At 33.6% G+C, this 18,533-nt stretch carries 10 protein-coding genes; 6 read left to right on the forward strand and 4 right to left on the reverse strand.

The features are described 5' to 3' along the window. Positions 1-72: 72 nt before the first annotated feature. Complete coding sequence (locus tag AAC084_RS11360) at positions 73-2,529, reverse strand: ribonuclease HII (RefSeq protein WP_339840301.1); 2,457 nt, start codon at positions 2,527-2,529, stop codon at positions 73-75. 37 nt (positions 2,530-2,566) lie between these two features. Next, positions 2,567-3,154: a ribonuclease HII gene (locus tag AAC084_RS11365; protein ID WP_339840302.1), complete on the reverse strand. Its 588-nt coding sequence runs from the start codon at positions 3,152-3,154 to the stop codon at positions 2,567-2,569. Positions 3,155-3,362: 208 nt separating this feature from the next. Here AAC084_RS11365 and AAC084_RS11370 point away from each other — a divergent pair, with 208 nt between their 5' ends. The 5 genes from AAC084_RS11370 (at position 3,363) to AAC084_RS11390 (ending at position 11,092) form a co-directional block, all read left to right on the forward strand. After that, positions 3,363-6,428 (forward strand): TonB-dependent receptor, encoded by a 3,066-nt coding sequence (locus tag AAC084_RS11370; RefSeq protein ID WP_339840303.1) that lies wholly within the window; start codon positions 3,363-3,365, stop codon positions 6,426-6,428. A gap of 19 nt (positions 6,429-6,447) precedes the next feature. Continuing rightward, on the forward strand, positions 6,448-7,887 hold the full coding sequence (locus AAC084_RS11375; RefSeq protein ID WP_339840304.1) for a RagB/SusD family nutrient uptake outer membrane protein: 1,440 nt from the start codon (positions 6,448-6,450) through the stop codon (positions 7,885-7,887). 14 nt (positions 7,888-7,901) lie between these two features. After that, positions 7,902-8,705 (forward strand): hypothetical protein, encoded by an 804-nt coding sequence (locus AAC084_RS11380; RefSeq protein ID WP_339840305.1) that lies wholly within the window; start codon positions 7,902-7,904, stop codon positions 8,703-8,705. Between the two features lie 171 nt (positions 8,706-8,876). Continuing rightward, the gene (locus AAC084_RS11385; protein ID WP_339840306.1) at positions 8,877-10,256 is read left to right on the forward strand and encodes an aryl-sulfate sulfotransferase; all 1,380 of its coding nucleotides are present in this window, start codon (positions 8,877-8,879) and stop codon (positions 10,254-10,256) included. 134 nt (positions 10,257-10,390) lie between these two features. Further along, positions 10,391-11,092: a hypothetical protein gene (locus tag AAC084_RS11390; RefSeq protein WP_339840307.1), complete on the forward strand. Its 702-nt coding sequence runs from the start codon at positions 10,391-10,393 to the stop codon at positions 11,090-11,092. Between the two features lie 60 nt (positions 11,093-11,152). On the opposite strand, the gene AAC084_RS11395 is transcribed toward AAC084_RS11390, so the two are convergent. Together AAC084_RS11395 and AAC084_RS11400 are read right to left on the reverse strand one after the other, a co-directional pair. After that, positions 11,153-11,878 carry a hypothetical protein gene (locus AAC084_RS11395; protein ID WP_339840308.1) on the reverse strand — a complete coding sequence of 242 codons (726 nt, stop codon included), beginning with the start codon at positions 11,876-11,878 and terminating at the stop codon, positions 11,153-11,155. Beyond that, entirely contained in the window at positions 11,875-16,149 is a 4,275-nt protein-coding gene (locus AAC084_RS11400; protein WP_339840309.1) for a thrombospondin type 3 repeat-containing protein, read from the reverse strand. The genes AAC084_RS11395 and AAC084_RS11400 overlap by 4 nt, the downstream gene beginning before the upstream one ends. A gap of 166 nt (positions 16,150-16,315) precedes the next feature. On the opposite strand from AAC084_RS11400, the gene AAC084_RS11405 reads away from it, so the two are divergent. After that, the gene (locus tag AAC084_RS11405; RefSeq protein WP_339840310.1) at positions 16,316-18,307 is read left to right on the forward strand and encodes a putative porin; all 1,992 of its coding nucleotides are present in this window, start codon (positions 16,316-16,318) and stop codon (positions 18,305-18,307) included. The last annotated feature ends 226 nt before the right edge of the window (positions 18,308-18,533 follow it).

Consider the following 18,533-nt stretch of genomic DNA (forward strand, 5'->3'; position numbering starts at 1 on the left):
AAACTAATTTATTTATTTAACCATAATGTATAAACGGTAGATAACCGACCGTGAAAACTTCAATTTAATGTGTTATCGTATCTTAAACACTTTGATAGTATTCTCTTGATCTTTAAAAACTAACTCTGCTTTTTTATTATTATTGATGTCAGCCATGTCTATAATAGAACTTCCGAAAATGGGAAAGTTAGGTATTGATTCTGCTTGACTATCGTAGAGATATACTTTCTGATTTTGAATATCAGTTACAGAAACGTAAATCTTATCATTAAGGTAGAAAATGGTGGGTTTAGAATATACACCTAGTTCTAATTCAACTTTTTTATCACGTATTTTTAAAACATTATCATTCATTATAGCTAAGGTTCTTGTGGTAGCATCCATTCCGTGGTCTTTGGCTAAATTTAGTTTGCTTGAAGAAACATTGCCTTTAGTATCGATTTGAAATAAATCACCATCTAATGAAGTAAATGTGAATTTGTTTTGATAGAGTTTTATATCATTATCAGAAAACGAGAACTTATCCTTTACGTTAACTCTTGTTTTACCCGTTCTATTTGTAATTTTTAGTTGACCATTTTCTAATTTAAAAACGATATAATCCTTTTTTCCAATTCTAAAATGTTGTGGGGCATTTAAAATGTTTGCTTCTGCGGTATCATATTTAAACCCCTTAACAATAGTGCCTTTGCTATTGTACATGAAAACTTTGTCATTCTGCGTTACTACAAAGCGATAATTTTTTTTGTTCTCATAATCGAATACGGATATTGGGTTTAAGTTTCCTCCAGAGAATTTCATGGTAAAAGGCTTTACCTCGTTTCCATTTCTATCTAATATTAAAAACTCGTTATTGGTGGTAAAAGCAAATTGTAATTTACCATTTTTGAAAAGATCTACTTGTTGTACTTTTCCTTGAATGGTGCCTGTTAATTGTTTTTTCCATAAAATTTTACCGCTGTTCGACAGTAAATAAAGTATGTTTTCTTGATCTTGAACAATTATCTCTTTTTTTCGATTGTTATGATTTGTAACAAACTGTGGTAAAGTGGCAAGGTCCGTATTAAATTGAACTTCAAATGCCGATGTAACTGTGTTTTGCTCATCTTCCTTTGTAATTTTTTTAATTAAAAAGTTAGTGTGGAAGAAACCCGCATCAGCAATAACTTGCGAACCAAAAACATAATCATTTAGATTGCTTTTATTAAAAGTGTTACTTAAAGTTTTAGAGACTGATTCGTCTAAAATAGCAACGAAACCTTTTAAGTTAGATGTGGTTAAGATACTTGATGCTGAAGTAAGCTTATTCTCGGCATTTTTAAACAGGTCAGTTTTATTGAAGGTGTCACCGGTTTTATATTTCAATAGTACCGATTCGAGCGCACTCTTTGTTTTTGAAAAAAGAAACGTATTTTCAATGATACTTGAATATGTAAATGAAATATTTCCGATTAAGGGTTCAAGAGGTTCGAAAATTTTATTATTAGATTTTAATTCCCATATTTCATTACCGTTGTATTCTAGGGTAGTTACTTTTTCTTTATTTATATAATCTAATAAGGTAGCTGTGCCATAGGTTCGTAGAAGTAAGATTTTTTCATTTTCTACTTCAGTTAATCCAATTTCTTCAACGGTGTTTAAAAGAGAATCTAAGGTTGTGGAAGGGTAATTTGAAATTGTTTTATTTTTCAAGAACTTTTTAAAATCATCTAGTCCAAATGATTTGTAGTAATCAGCATTGCTTGGAACTAACGTCGCTGTTTTATTGAGTACCGGCTTTGTATCATTAAAAAGACTAAGGAAATGTTTTGCTTCCGTATTTGATTCGGCAACACCATTAAGTAATATTTCTGTATCGTTCAAGGTGAGGTCTAGTGACACCCAATTTGCAAAATTAGATACTTTTTGGTTAGACGTTAGTAGCTGGTTTATTAATCTATTGCCCTGCTCAATATCAAACCAGATATTCAACACTTTTTCGTTATTAGAAACGGTGTAAAACCTTTTCAAAGAAGAATTAATATTGGGCTCTTCGATAGCGTCAATTAGCTGCTGCAATAATTTTTCAGATGAACAGGTCACCCAATAGTTTTCAACATACGAACTAAACATTAACGAATCATCAATCTGATATTTTGTAATGTTCAGATTGTTATAAGAGAGTGTCTCAATACTTTTATTGGTGATATTTTCCCAGTTTGTAAATGATAGACTATCAACAGATATATAGGTATAGCCTATGTTGGTGCTGTCAACAGGAGACATGGCAAGCAATCCTTTTTTTTGGTTTCCCAAATGTTCTAATGGCCGTATACTGTTCGTTATGTTACTAAATAAATCTAACCCACTAAGATTTTGTAAGATTTCATTAGTGGAAAGCTCGTCCTTTAAGGTTTCGAAATCATTTACCTTAAAAACTAAGGGGGCATTTTTCGGCACTAAATCTAAAATTGAACTTTCAGGCTTTATTTTAGATGTGCATGTTATGCATAAAAGTATAATTAATACATATAATAATGTATGCCTCATAAGTTGCGGTTTATGCAAAGTTATACTATTTGTAATATTAAAGTTGGTTGTCGGCCAAAAGCTTAAAACTCATTCTATGGTATTTTGTAACCCCGTATTTTTTAATAGCCGCCCTATGTTCTTTTGTAGGATATCCTTTATTTTTTTTCCAGTTATACATGGGGTATTCATCGTGTAATTTTAGCATATATGCATCTCGAGCAGTTTTTGCTAGAACAGATGCTGCTGCAATGCTAGTATATTTAGAATCTCCTTTTATGATGCATGTATAGGGTATATCATTATAGGGTTTAAACCTATTTCCATCTACTATTATATGTGGTGGTATTTTCGATAATAAATCGATGGCATTGTGCATTGCTAAAATTGAAGCATTTAAGATGTTTATGTCATCTATAATTTTCGGTTGTATGTGAGCAATTCCGTAAGAGATGCTTTCTTTCTTTAACAGTGGTTCTAAAAGCTCTCTTTTTTTTTCAGATAAGAGCTTAGAATCTGTCAGAATCAAATTTTCGAATGATTTGGGCAAAATGATTGCTGCTGCGGTTACAGGACCTGCTAAACACCCTCTTCCGGCTTCATCTGTCCCTGTTTCGTTAAGGTTTTTATAAAATTTAAGAAGCATTATGTTTTTTTTAACTTAAAATTTGGAATTTTAAATATTAATATATGGTTAAATAATTCAATTTTTTTCATCAAAAATCCTCATTTAGCAAGAAATTAATAATAATAAGTGTTTTTTTAACATATAACTTTATTGGGTTAAGATAGATTTTGGAATAGTTGGCAATTTTTAGGACTTTTGGGGCAAGCTAATTCAAAAAACTAATTTTATGAAACAGAAGTTGACGTGGATGTTGACACCATTATTGGTGCTCTTCATGACATTTTCCTTTGCACAGGAAAAAACAGTGACCGGTGTTGTGACCGATCAAAGCGGGTTGCCACTACCTGGTGTGTCCGTAGTAGTTGTAGGAACAACTAACGGAACCCAAACAGATTTTGATGGTAATTTTGCAATCAATGTAAATCAAGGCCAGAAGTTAAGGTTTTCTTATCTAGGTCAAAAAGCTGTAACTATGAATGTTGGAGCATCCAATTCAATGGATGTGCAGTTGCAAGAAGATGCTGAAGCATTAGAAGAAGTTGTTGTTGTAGGTTATGGCTCTAGGTCTAGAGAACTTTCTACATCTGCAATATCTACAGTTTCGGCAGAAAAAATAGAAGCGTTTGTGCCTTCTACAAGTATTGATAATATCTTACAAGGTCAAGCTGCAGGTGTACAAGTTACCGCTGCGAATGGTAGACCGGGTAATACCGCCTTCGTACAAATTAGAGGTGTAGGTTCTATTAATGCACAGACTACTCCTTTATATGTAATTGATGGTGTTCCTATTCCTATTGATACTGAAAGAGATTTTAATCCTATCAGTAACTTGAACCCAAGTGATATTGAGACTTTCTCAATATTAAAAGATGCGGCTACCGTTTCTAAATACGGTTCTCGTGGTGCTAACGGTGTTATTTTAATTACAACTAAAAGAGGTAAAGCTGGTGAGGCTCAAATTAAGTTTTCATCCTCGTATGGTTTTGGGGAAAAAATTCCAGATAATTTTGATGTAATGAATGCATCTCAAAAATTAGAGTTAGAACGTCAATATGCTGCTTTAGGTGTTGGTGCTGCTACTAGTTCACCTGGTGCAACTTCTACTCCGGCAGAACTGGCAAGGTTAATTTCTTTAGATACAGATTGGCAAGAAGCACTTTTGAAAAATTCTGTAATTCAGTCAAACAATCTTTCAATTTCTGGTGGTGATGAAAAGTTAACATATTTCTTGTCTTTAGGATATGATAAGAATTCTGGTATTGTTGAGAATATTGATGGTTTTGAAAGAATTTCTACACGTTTAAATACCAATTATCAAGCAAAAGATTGGTTGAATATTGGAGCGAATGTATCTGTTTCTAGAAGTACAACAGATTTACCTAGAGATAGAAACAATGTACAGAACCCTTTTAGCGCTATGTATACTTACAATCCATATGAACCTTTATTTTTAACCAATAATGATGGGTCTTTAGTTACGGATAGTCAAGGGGAAAATGTATATAATCCTACAAGACAAGGTTTCTCAGTAGCAAATGCTTTGATTACTGAGCCAGAAGATACTAGGAATTTATTGTTGATTGGGAATTTAACTGCAGGAATGACTTTCAGCGATAAATTTTCTAATAATTTTAGTATCGGTTTAATTAGTAACAGATATAATAGAACTAGCCGTTCTTTGTCTGGTGGAGTATTGAATTCAATTGTTGGGTCTGCTGCCTTCCCAGGTACTCAGACAGATGAGTTAGAAGTTGATTTTGAGTATAATGTGAATAACGTATTTACATATTCAGATACATTTAATGGGGTTCATAATCTTTCAGCTAGTTTCTTGTTAGAATATAATGAAAATATTTCAACGGATTTGTTGGCTGCGGGTAGAGGTTTTCCTTCACCGGATATTCCTTATTTAGATGTAGCTGCTGAAGCAACTACAGTTGGTTCTACAGAATCTAGAAGAATTTTATTTTCTCAAGGTTTGTTTATGGACTATGACTATGATGGAAAGTATATTGTTTCTGGGTCAGTAAGACGTGATGGTTCTTCAAGATTTGGTCCAAGTAATAAATATGGATATTTCTATAGTGCGAGTGCAGCATGGAATATTGCTAATGAAAGCTTTATGGAAAATTCTATTTTCAACACGTTGAAATTGAGAGCTTCTTATGGTACTTCTGGTAACCAGAATATTGGTAATTTTCAATATCTAGATTTATTGGATTTTGATACTACTTATAACGGTCAAACTACCGCTTTACCTGCAGGTGTTGGTAACCCACAGATTCAATGGGAATCTCAAGCCATATTTGATGTTGGTGTAGAATTCGGTTTATTTAACAACAGATTAAATGGTGTTGTGGATTACTTTAAGAAAAATTCTAACGAGTTACTTTTAAATCGTCCAATTTCATATACTGTTGGTGATGATAATAATTCTATTTTTTCTAACATTGGCGAAATAGAAAACTCAGGTATTGAGGTTTCTTTAAGTGGAGACGTTATTAGAACTCAAAATTTTAAATGGACACTTGGTGGTAACATCACCTTTATTGATAATGAAGTTGTTGAGTTGGTTGATGGAGAAGATATTGTTACTGGTACATTTGGAGATAACATTTTACGTGTTGGTGAAGAAATTAATTCTTACTATGCGGTTGAATATGCTGGTGTTAACCCTGCAAACGGTGAGCCTTTATATTATGATTTAGATGGGAATGTAACTAACGAGTTTAGTGATAGTTTTCAACAATTACAAGAAGGGAAATCTCCAATAGCTGATTTTGAAGGTGGTTTTTACACTGCGTTCTCATACAAAGGTTTTGGTCTTAGAGGTGATTTTGTATATAAAGGAGGAAATTACATTTACAACTTTCAACGTTCTTCAGGCGTTTCAATTGGTAACATATTAAGTAGTCAAAGGGTAGAAGCTTTTAACTACTGGAAACAACCAGGTGATACAAATGTTTTACCTAGTCCTGTATTTCAAAGTAACGCAGATCAAACTTCAACAAGATTTTTGGAGAAAGGTGATTACTTAAGACTACGTACTCTTTCTGTAGATTATAACATGCCTAGAGATATGATTGATGGTATGGGATTAAATTCTTTACGATTCTTCTTTGCTGGTCAAAACTTATTTACTATTACTGATTTCAATGGTGATCCAGAAGTTGGTGTAGGTTCAGCAGAATCAGGTGAGCCTGGAGATACTGGTTTTGTACCTGGATCATTTAACCTATTTAGTTATCCAAATACAAGGTCTTATACCTTTGGTGTTGAAGTAGGATTTTAAAAACAAAAAAAAGATAGAAATGAAAAATAACATAAAATTATTAGTTCTTTTATTATCGGTCGGGTTCTTTTTGTCCTGTGACGATGAATTAAATGATCTACAGCCCTTTACCCAAGGTAGCCCAGAGACATTTTTTAATAGTGTTTCAGCGTTTCAAAATGGTGTTGATGGTGCCTATAGTAAAATGTTTAACTATTATTCAGAACCAGGATCTGGTATGCAAGGTATACCAGATATTCTTGCAGATAATGTTATACTAGTAAGAACAGGTAGAACTTCAAACAGTACTTACTTTGATTATAGATATGTAGCAAGTACTGCTGGTCCAATAGATTTTTATTGGAGTGAGGCTTATGAGGCTATTAATGTAACCAATTTGGTAATTGCACAAATAGATAATTTAGCTGATGGTGCTGAAAAAGATAACATCTTAGGACAAGCTTTGGCAATTAGAGCTTGGGCACATTTTGATTTGGTTAGGTTTTACGGAAAAATACCTACACAATCTGCTGATGCAAATGCTTCTTTAGGAGTTGTTTATATAAAGGTAGAAGATGGTGATACGGAAGATCCTTTAGCTGAGCCAGTAAGGGAAACCGTAGCTAGTAACTACGCTGAGATTATTGGTGATTTAGAAAGAGCTTCTCAACTAATAGGTGATGCTAATGGTGAGGGTAAACTTGATACTAATAGTGTTTACGGATTGCTTTCAAGAGTTTATCTTTATAATGGAGAATACCAAAAGGTAATTGATGCTGCTGATAATGTTGATGTAGAATTGGCTACGGCTGAGGATCTTGAAGGTTTGTATACTGATGCAAATGAAGCAGGCTTAGTAATAAAATTGGCAATTAATACTTCATCTGAAAGTACAGGAAATAACGTAGGTGTTTTGTATAGTCAAACTACAGCTTCTGATGTTTTGGAATATGCTTTTGATTTTGATTTCTTTAATAGTATTGATGAAGATGATTTAAGATTAGGAGTAATTTCTTATGTTGGGGAAAATAGTGGTAACCAATATAATGCTATTGGCAAGTTCTTAGGAGAAGCAGGTGAAGTTAATGGTCGTGTAGATATTAAGGTTTTGCGTGCTGAAGAAGTTTTGTTGAATAAAGCAGAGGCGCAGTTTGAGTTAGGACTAGATGCTTTATCTACACTTAATGAGCTTAGAGACTTAAGGTATGTAGCTTATGATGGTGGTGAAGCAGGTGTTACACTTGAGGATGCTATCCAATTTGAGAGAAGAGTTGAGTTGTCATTCGAAGGACATAGATTTTTTGATTTGAAGCGTCGTGGTGAACCTGTAATGCGTTCTACTATGGGAGATGTTATTGATGGGTCTGGAACACCTCCAGATTTTCCAACTTTAGCTGCGGATAATTTTAGATTTCAAATGCCTATTCCTATAGCTGAAATCAATTCTAACCAAAATATAGTTCAGAATCCTGGCTACTAAAAATTAGATAAATTATGAAAAAATATATATTAATTATTGCGGTATTATTTGCTTTTGTTTCTTGTGAAGAAGAGAATATAGTATTTGATAGTGAAAATGGCCAAACATTCGCCAACTTTTCAGAAAGTTCTATTTTGGTGCCAACTCCTGCGGAAGGGGCTTCAACAACGGTAGATGTATTTGTTACTACCAAAGCGGATAGTGATAGAACTATTTCCTTGGAGGTTGATCCGTCATCAACAGCAACAGCAGATCAATATACGATCAGCGGTTTAACGATTCCGGCTGGAGCTTTCCAAACTACACTTACTATTACCAGTAATTTTGATGCTTTACCAGACTTGGGTAGAGCGAATCTTGTACTTAATTTAGTAGATGTTTCTGATCCTAGTAATGATCTTGTGTTGACAGAAACACCGTTAGCATTGGAGTTTTTTAGAGAATGTCCAATTACCCCTGGCGATTGGGTTATTAATATGACTGACTCCTATGGAGATGGTTGGCAAACAACTGATGGTAATGGAGGTGATGGCTTAACCATTACGTTAAATGATGGTACTATATTTGAAGTTGGACTTTGCTCTCCATATGCTGGTGCTGCGGGTACCTTTTTGGGAGATGGCGAATGTACACCTAATAATGGGTCAGAGGGAACTGTAACGATTACAATACCTGAGGGTACTGAAAGTGCTGAATGGTTCTTTCCAGGAGACCAATTTGGTGAAATTGGATTCGAAATTATCTCTCCAAACGGCAATGTTGCCGGAGGTTATGAAAGTGCAGATGCTGGTTCGATTACAGTTGATTATTGTAAATAAAATTTCGACATTTTTTCGGAAACTAAAGAGTTTTGTTTAAATCTATAGTGATTTAAAAACATCATTATATTATATCTAAAATCAGGCTGAAGCAATTTAGCCTGATTTTTTTTTAGAATTAAGTTTAACCTTAATCTTACGACATAATTAAAACCTTAATAACCATACATTATGAAAGTTACATTTTTAACCAAATTCTTAGGTTTGTTTTTCTTGTCTTTATTTTTAGCATGTTCATCAGATGACGATGTTACTATTGTTGATGAAATGGAACCTGAAGAAGAGGTTATCGAAGAGGAAGAAGAACAAGAGCCAGAGTTACCAACTGAAGTTGTTTATCCAATTGAAGGAGAAACAGGGACTATACTTTTGAACAATAAATCTTTTGCTAAAGAAGGTTACATATTAGTTAATGAGTCAACAGATGATAGAGTGTATTTAATGGAGAAAGATTCGTCGCTGATTGTTCATGAATGGCAATTGGAATTTGGTTTAGGTAATGATGTTGAATTATTACCAAACGGTAAGTTGTTGGCTTCTCTTGGTGTTGAATCGCCAGATTTTAGTTTTGGTGGTTTCGGCGGCATTATTCAAATTATTAATCCAGATAGTTCTATAGATTGGGAGTTTAGGTATGCCAATGAAGAGCACTTAATACATCATGATGTTGAAATGTTACCTAATGGTAATGTTTTGGCTATTGTATGGACGGCAAGAAATCAAGTAGCTTTAAATGAAATTGGGTATTTAGGAGAAGAGGAAAATGTGTATACTGAATCTATTATTGAGGTTGATCCTAATACAAACGAAATTGTATGGCTTTGGGATTCTTGGGATCATATTGTTCAGGATACTGATGATACAAAACTTCATTATGGAATTGTAAGCGAAAATCCAGAACGCATCAATATCAATTATATAGATATTTTACGAGGAGAAGTCAGCCCAGATGGTGATATAATGCATGCAAATGGATTTGATTATGATGAAGATAATGATCTAATTTATATGACCATTAATAATTTTAGTGAGATATGGGTTATAGATCATAGTACTACCATCGCTCAAGCTAAGACAGATTCTGGTGGTCTTTATGGTAAAGGTGGCGATTTAGTATACAGATTTGGAAATCCTACAGCATACAATAACACCTTTGGTGAACGTTTATTTTACAATAATCATTTTCCTAATCTACTAGAGAATGATGTACCAGGTGATGGGAATATTTTGGTTTATATGAATGGTAACGGAGATTTAAAACAATCTTTTGTATATGAACTAGCATTACCTTCTATATTTAATTTACAATCGAATGCAATTAATGAATTAGATATAGTTTGGAGTTATACGCGAGAAGGTTTTTATGCGCCTAGAGTATCGGGTGCAATTCGGTTAGATAATGGTAATACTTTAATCACTTCAGGAACTTCGGGTTTAATTGAGGTGACCAATGACAAAGAGGTAGTATGGGAATTTGAAGGAACAGGTTTTTATTGGAGATCTTATCATTATAATTTGGGGAGTTCAGCACTTTCATTTTTGAGTAATTAAATTCCTTAATATTCTGTTGTAATAGGTGTTAAGGAATTAAACAAGCTACCGTTGAATTTTTAAGTTTTTAATAACGTTTTTTAAACCTATGAATCAATTATAAACAATTAAATTGAAAAAAATTAATGAATAAAATGATTAAAAAATTCACAGTCTTTACAATTGCTGCCTTAGCTTTTAATAGTGTCAATGCGCAAAATGCATATTCGCCAGTACCTGAAGAAGGTATTGTGAATTTTGTTACTAGTAATACTGAAATAGAACCTTCGAAAGCTAAGGGTACTCCTTATTTAAATGAAGATTTTGTACACGGAGAAGTTATTGTTGACGATAAAGTTAAAGAAGTTGGTAAGATGCGCTATAACGCGTACAGAAATGAGGTTGAAATATTAGATAACATTTCTAAAGATTCTTACTATTCACTTTTAAAGCGTGCTTACATAAAAGTTGAAATAGATGGTAAGAATTATAGTATCTACACATACGTTGATTCAAATGAGTCAATAAAGACAAGCTATTTTACTGATTTAAATAAAGGAGCTTTAAAGCTTTTGTTTAAACCAGAAGCTTTATTAAAGCAGGCACGTAGTCCAAGCACATCATATGAAAAATATGTGCCGCCAACATATGTTTGGAATAGTTCTTATTATATGTTAGACGAAACAAATGCAAATGCAGAAAATCATGCGGTTAAGGTGCGATTAACGAAAAAAAGTATTTTGGACTTTACAGGTGCGCAAAAAGAAGAAATGAAACTATATGTGAAGGAAAATAAATTAAACCTTCGTCAAGAAGCAGATGTAATAATCTTTCTTAATTATTACAATTCTCTTTAAGTTAGATATTATTTTTAAAAAAAGCCAAAGATGCAATTGCATCTTTGGCTTTTTTTTTGATTACTCTATCCTAAATTCAAATAATTCAGAGATAGAAGAATTGTCGAAGGAATCTTTTGTGATAACCTTCCAATAGTATGTGTTACCTGATGCAACAGTTGCTTCTATGTTAGATTCGGTTGTTTCGCCTAAGGATGCTGTAGGTATTTCGGTGGTATCGAACATAATTTCATAAGAGACAATATCATCATCAACATCTGATGCGGTCCATTCTAAAGTAATAGTTGTACTAGAACTTGTTACTGTAGATCCTCTTTGTGGGCTAATAGCAATTGCAGGAAAAGGCGCATAATTTTCTATACCTTGTCCCTGATTATAAAAAGACCATGTGTCACTAGTTGCGCTAGTAGATGTGCCATTAGCAAGAGAAATCACATACCATTCATAAGGTGTGCCTCTATTAATACTAATGTCTTTCTCATTGGTATTAGAAATCGCGGTTGTTACACTTCCTGTATTTAAATTCTTAAGCTTAATTTCATAAGAATCTGTATTCTCTGCAGCTGACCATTCAAAAGTAACTGTACTTTTTGTTTCGTCGTTAGTACTTACAACTCCTTCGTTACATTCCGTATTGTCTTCTGGGAATATTAAACTTGCTGCATCTGGGTCTAGTACAACTGGTACTATAGGGTCAACAGGGGTGTCATTATCAGATCCACCACCACAAGAAGTTAGTAGTAGGTTAAACAGAACGATATAGTATGTATATTTTAATATTTTCATTTTCTTATAATTTTGTAATTTGAAAGTGTACTGCCAGATTTTACATTTAATAGATAAATTCCGGTAGCTAGGCCTTCAACACTTAGCTTAATTTCGTTATTTGATGGCTTCATTTTCTTAGATAAGACACTGGTGCCATTCACATTATAAAGTGAGATTGTTATTTCAGGTGCAGACTCTGATCCTAAATAGATGGTTAAATCTCCTCCCTCTATAGGATTCGGATAAATAAATAAAGTATCACTTAGTACTACTTTTTCGGTGTATATCCCTTGGCAATCCAAACCTGTTTTAACAGATATTAAAGTAGATGTGTCTTCTAAAGGCAATGTAATTTCTTTAGCCGTGGTAGAATACATTTTATCGTTCAAGAAAATAGTATATAATTCACCTCCAGATAAATTAAGTGTAACCTCATTATTAAGTGAATTTATTTTAGCGGATACCGATAGTGCATCTGGTTGAGAAATAGTAAGATCGTAACATGCTTCATAGTCAGCTTGACCCTCAACAGTTACACATAATTGGTAATTACCAGAGGCTAAATCAGAAAATGTGTTTTCTTCGGTAAAACTAGCATTGGTAGTCCCATCTGTGCTTGATAGAACTGCATTATAGTTATATGATGTATTAGCGGCAGTAATAGAAATACTACCATTATTACTTACACTACAGGCTTCACCTGTTGTTTGAATCTGAAAATTGGTATTTGGTAGAGAAAAAACCTCACAACCCTCAATGTTTACAATAGTACCATTTGGTGTTTCATCGCATTGATCGATATTGTTTGGTACACCATCATTATCACTATCATTGTCACAAGTGTTACCAATACCATCTAAATCATCATCTTCTTGATTTGGATTGGCTATTAAAGGACAATTGTCATCAACGTCTAAAATACCATCATTGTCATCATCAGTATCACAAACATCACCATCACCATCACTATCAGTATCTAACTGGTTTGCATTAGCTATTAATGGGCAATTATCATCAATATCTAAAATTCCATCATTGTCATCGTCGTCATCATCTGGTAAGCCATCAACAACCAGGTCGTCAATAATAACACCTTCTTGAGTTACTGCAGGATCAGATTGAAACACAACTCTAAATAAAACATTGGTTTCGCCAGTAAGATTTTGTTCCCCGTTGGCAGCATTCAAATTAAAATCATAAGCGTATGCTGTCATGTCGGTATTTTCACCTGTCCATTGTGCGCCAGGGCAATTTTGACAATCGTCAGCTTCTTCAGAAAGTGCGTTAGTTCTATTACTGTTATACCAATTAGGCTTACTATCAATATTTCCTAATATATCCCAATTTCCACCACCATCTATTGAATATTCTACATATACAACATCAAAGTTAAGTTCAAGATCATAAGCCATATTGAATTTTAGGACAGGAGCAATAATAGTAGTCATATCATAGCAATTGCTTAATAAAATAGCTTTGGTACTGTTAGGGTGGTCACCACTTAAATTAGTGCCATATACATTAGTACCGGAAGTGGATGTATTCAATTTTGTCCCTGTTGGTATACCTTTTTGCCATACATTTTCAGAACTACCATCATTATATGTTATTAAAGATTCTTGTTCTGTTTCAAAAGTATTAAGAGTACCGCCAATACCGGGTATGTTTAAAAAGAACCTATTTTGTAAATTATTATTATCATTATAAGTATCGTTGGCGATAGTTGCTGTTAAATCGATTGTAGATGTTCCAAAAGTAACCGTGGTTTCCAATGGTAATTCAATTATTGCTGTCTCATTGCTCAACAAATTACCAGTCCAAGTGAAGGTTTGGGGAGTGTTTTCGTTGATGGAATATTCAATATTTATAGCAGTAATAGCATTAACCCCTTGGTTTTCTACTGTTGCTGTAGGTATAAAGCTGCTACATAGCACTTCATTTGATGTTGGTGTTATAGAAATCAATCTAATTTCATCATCAGGAATTTGAACAGGTATTATGGATTCCCAAACGCCTCTACCATATGTGGAAGCAATAATTTTCTCTCCGTCCAAATTAATTTCAATATCACTAATAGCAACATTTGGTAAGTTCGTATAGTATTCTTCCCATTCCGTTAAAGTATCATCCAATCTGTAAACACCTAAACTTGTACCAACATAAATAGGATTGTCTGTATGTCTACCTTGGTGGGCTATAGAGAAAAACGTTTGGTCAGTAGGAATGTCATAAGTAATGTTTTCAGAAGTTGTTTCTGTTTCCCCAATGGTTACCTTAAATACACCTCTTTCCGTTGGTTGATCACTTTGCGCAATACCTACTCGATCGGAAGTTGTTAGATAAATTATATTGCTGTCATTGGAGTTAATAGCCAAATCTGAAATTTCAGAATCCATAACTTTTATCAAGCTGAACGTAACACCTCCATTTCTGCTTCTATAAAGAATATTACTTTCTGCAGCGAAAATTGTTTCAGGATTTTGTGGGTCTATTTCTAAATCATCGATGTTTCCTGTGCCTATTGAAGAAGAAATTTTAGTCCATTGATTATTCTCTAATTTGTATAATGCATCAAAACCAGCATAAACAGTACCGTCAGAACTTATTGCTAATGGTGTGATCCAGTTTCCTTCTATCGTATTTCCATTGGCATCTGTTGGTGCTCCAACGACACCCACAGACTGACCGGAGTCTGAAGAAATAAATAGACTTCCACCAAACTGAACGAATCCATACACTAAACTACTATTGTTTGGGTCTATTTCATAATCCATGCCATCACCACCGGTAAAAACATTCCACTGTTCCTGATCACGAATAAAACCAGCGTTATCTTGTAATCCTCCAGTTATTTTTCCTGAATCATTTTTAGCAACAGAAATTCTATAGAACTGGCTAATAGAGATTCCTGCAGTGTAATCGGTAAAACTACTACCTCCATTTTCAGACATATAGATTCCACCATCACTACCTACATAGACCTTGTTGTTAAAAATTTTAATGGTGTGTATATCGGCATGTGTGTATCCTTGGTCACTAACATTCCATCTATTGATTCTAATAAAAGTGTCACCGCCATTAGTACTTCTCCATACATTTAAACAACCAGTATACACTTCGTTGAAATTGGTAGGGGAAACTTCAATGGCAAGATCAAACCATGCCTGATCAGATTCGAAAATATCTTGTACGCTTGCGGTTTTGGTAAAGCTTTCGCCACTGTCGAGAGATTTATAAAGTCCACCGAAAGCAAAACCGCTACCGCCAGTCAATGCTCTAAGAACATATACACCTGAAGGATTCGCTGCACTAGTACCTATAACCAATCTTCCAGAACTTTCGGGTAATCCGTCAACGATATCAGTGAAGGTGTTTCCTCCATCCGTAGATTTCGAAAAAGTATCAGCTGTGACTGCGTAAATTGTATTTGGGTTGTTAGGTTTTAGTTTAAAGTCTTGAATATTTCCGCTTTGTTTTACTTCCCATGTAACTCCACCATCAATAGATTTTTGCAGGCCATTGCTAGTGCTTACCCAGATAATATTGGAGTTTGTTGGGTCAATAGTAATTTCATTCATTAACAAGTTACTATTCGAAGTACTCGGGTTTAATCCTGTTTCATTCCAAGAAGTACCACCATCTATCGATTTGAAAACACCAATACTATATGAGTCCGCTGCATCATCATCACCGGTAGCGATATAAACGATTTGTGAATTATTTGGGTCAATGGCAATACCAGAGACACCTATTTGTGGAAAATCATCAAATAGATTCACCCAAGAAGATCCGCTGTCTATTGATTTCCAAATACCACCCGCTGGTGCACCTACATACCAAATGTTAGCATTGTTAGGGTCTACCGCAATTGCATTAACTCTTCCTTGTCCAGATAATGCACCCGAGTAGGTGTTATGGGTAAATGGCCCAATAGCGTTCCAATTTGCAGTTGGGTTTAAAGCTTTTCCAGTATTTGCTTGTTTAGTTTTCCAAGATTGCCATAGTTGATTAGAAGTTGGTAAGTAACCTTCTTTATCTGCAAAATGACTCCAATAGTTTTCCCATCTTTTATATGGTTTAAATCCGCTGCCTTTTTTTGAGTAGTCTTTGTCCTTCCAATATTCGTTAAATGAGTTGGTTATTTCATTTATTGAATACTGTCGTTCGGTAGATTTAGAAGTTGGTTGATTATCATTTAACTCTTTCATCCATGGCGCTTTTTCATTGAATTGCGCCGTTACGGTAGTAATCAAGAAAAATGCGATTACATTTAAAAGTGATATTTTCATTAACAATTTTTTATAAAAATCAGAAAAATATTCCTTTATATAATAATGATAGTAGTTAAAATTTATCATTAGTTTAATTCAAATATTATTATGGTTTTAAAGACCATTAAACTTTCACATTTACTTAGCAACAAAAAAATTAACTTTGCAAGGGTAACAAAGCTGCATGAAATATATAATTCTAGTTATAGTTCTTTTCACATCTTCGATTAGTATTGGTCAAGAGAAAATAGAAAGAAAAGAGAAGAAGACCGATTCGATTTCGCTTTTGAATAAAACAAAACCGATAAAGCCAATAGATAAGTTGAAGATAGATACGGTTGCTATCACGATTAAAGATTATAAAATTATCAACTTTGAAAGAGACACAACCTTTTTAGATACAACCCTTACCATTCAAAAAGAATATAAGTATAATTATCTGCGTGAAGATGATTTTGAGTTGATGCCTTTTTCTAATATAGGCCAGGCATACAATACACTCGGTGTTAATTTAGAAAGGATAAATTTATATCCAAGTCTTGGGGCAACTGCAAAGGATAGAAAATATTTGGAAAAAGAACAGATAGTCTATTACAATGTTGCCACTCCAATGACCGAGTTGTTCTTTAAAACTACGTTGGAACAAGGTCAGTTATTAGATGCGAATTTAACGTTCAATACATCTAGACGGCTTAATTTCTCAATTGGTTATATAGGTCATCGTTCCTTTGGTAAATATAATAACAGCGAAATAGAATCAGGTAATTTTACTACCACGACCAATTATTTATCAAAAAATGGAAGATATACGTTGAGGGCGCATATTGCGGCTCAGAATATTCAGTCTAAAGAAAGTGGTGGTTTAGCAGAGAAAGAAGTTCAGTTTGAATCTGGTGACCCAGATTTTATTAATAGACCTAGAGTTGACGTGCTATTAGATGATGCGTATAATAAGATTTTAGGTAAACGGTATTACTTAGATCATGTATATAAATTAGTAAGAAAACAGTTAGACTCCACTCGGTTTGAAAAGACATCATTGTCCATTGGTCATGTATTTGATTATGAAACTAAGTACTACCAGTTTGTTCAATCTGAAAATGATACACTTTTTGGTGATGTTATCCTTAATGAAATTGATGATAAGGCCTATCTGAAAACATTTTATAATGAAGTCAATGCTGAATTTTATAATCGAACTCTCGGTAAATTGACTGGTGGCATTAATATTTATAATTATGATTATTATTTTAATAGTCAATTCATAAAGGAAGATGGTACTGTAATCCCTAATAGATTAAATGGTACAGAGTTCGGAATAGGGGGTGAGTATGAAAAACGGATAGGAGGTTTTGATTTTTCTGCTAATTTGAAATATAACATTTCGGGTAAATTAACAGGAAACCTTTTAAACGCATCAGCATCATATGCCATTGATAAGGAGAACAAATTAAAATTCTCATTACATTCTTCATCTAGGTTGCCTAATTTCAATTATCTATTATATCAAAGTGAATATTTAAATTATAATTGGAATAATAGTGATGTTTTCGAAAAGGAGCGAATAAGCAGTCTTAAAGGAGAATTGAATTCTAATACCTGGGGTAACCTTATGGTTAAGTATAGTAATATAGATAACTATAGTTATTTTGCTCCTGTTTCTGATGATGCTATAGAAGATGGTTTAGAAAATGCATATGTTAAGCCTTTACAAGAGAATAATAGCATTGCCTATTTAAAAGTGAAGTATGAAAAGGAATTTAAGGTAGGTATGTTTGCTTTGAATAATACGGTGATGTATCAAAACGTAACACAAGATGAGCAAGTATTGAACCTTCCTCAAATTGTAACTAGAAATACTTTGTATTTTTCTTCAGATGTTTTTAAGAAAGCTATGTATTTACAAACAGGAATTACCTTTAAGTATTTCACTAGTTATAATATGAATGCATATAACCCAGTACTAGGTGAGTTCTATGTTCAGAACAAAGAAGAGTTAGGCGGGTACCCGTTATTAGACTTCTTCATTAATGCACGAATAAAACAAACAAGAATTTATCTTAAGGCCGAACATATTAATTCTTCATTTTCGGGTTATGACTATTATGCAGCTCCAAATTATCCTTACCGCGATTTTGTGATTAGGTTTGGTTTAGTGTGGAATTTCTTTTCTTAAACGATCAGGGGTATCGGCAAATACCTGAAAATAGGGGTATTACCGTTGTTTCGGTGTTTTAGGAGTGTGTAAGTATTTGATTTTCAACAACATGGTTATTTATTGTATTTTGTCCGATTATTTTCCGGTCGTAAATAATTGTAAATGAGGGTTGTATGGTATTGTGTGTAGAAACTAATGTTTTTTTCATAAAAAGTCTTGTGGTTTTGGAAATAGGGTGTACATT

It is taken from the genome of uncultured Maribacter sp. (assembly GCF_963977385.1).
Lineage (GTDB): Bacteria > Bacteroidota > Bacteroidia > Flavobacteriales > Flavobacteriaceae > Maribacter.

Bases quoted from the DNA above. Each gene is read 5' to 3' on its own strand.
- AAC084_RS11375 (WP_339840304.1), top strand. From the start codon at position 6,448: ATGAAAAATAACATAAAATTATTAGTTCTTTTATTATCGGTCGGGTTC.
- AAC084_RS11400 (WP_339840309.1), bottom strand. From the start codon at position 16,149: ATGAAAATATCACTTTTAAATGTAATCGCATTTTTCTTGATTACTACC.
- AAC084_RS11390 (WP_339840307.1), top strand. From the start codon at position 10,391: ATGATTAAAAAATTCACAGTCTTTACAATTGCTGCCTTAGCTTTTAAT.
- AAC084_RS11370 (WP_339840303.1), top strand. From the start codon at position 3,363: ATGAAACAGAAGTTGACGTGGATGTTGACACCATTATTGGTGCTCTTC.
- AAC084_RS11365 (WP_339840302.1), bottom strand. From the start codon at position 3,154: ATGCTTCTTAAATTTTATAAAAACCTTAACGAAACAGGGACAGATGAA.
- AAC084_RS11380 (WP_339840305.1), top strand. From the start codon at position 7,902: ATGAAAAAATATATATTAATTATTGCGGTATTATTTGCTTTTGTTTCT.
- AAC084_RS11405 (WP_339840310.1), top strand. From the start codon at position 16,316: ATGAAATATATAATTCTAGTTATAGTTCTTTTCACATCTTCGATTAGT.
- AAC084_RS11395 (WP_339840308.1), bottom strand. From the start codon at position 11,878: ATGAAAATATTAAAATATACATACTATATCGTTCTGTTTAACCTACTA.
- AAC084_RS11360 (WP_339840301.1), bottom strand. From the start codon at position 2,529: ATGAGGCATACATTATTATATGTATTAATTATACTTTTATGCATAACA.
- AAC084_RS11385 (WP_339840306.1), top strand. From the start codon at position 8,877: ATGAAAGTTACATTTTTAACCAAATTCTTAGGTTTGTTTTTCTTGTCT.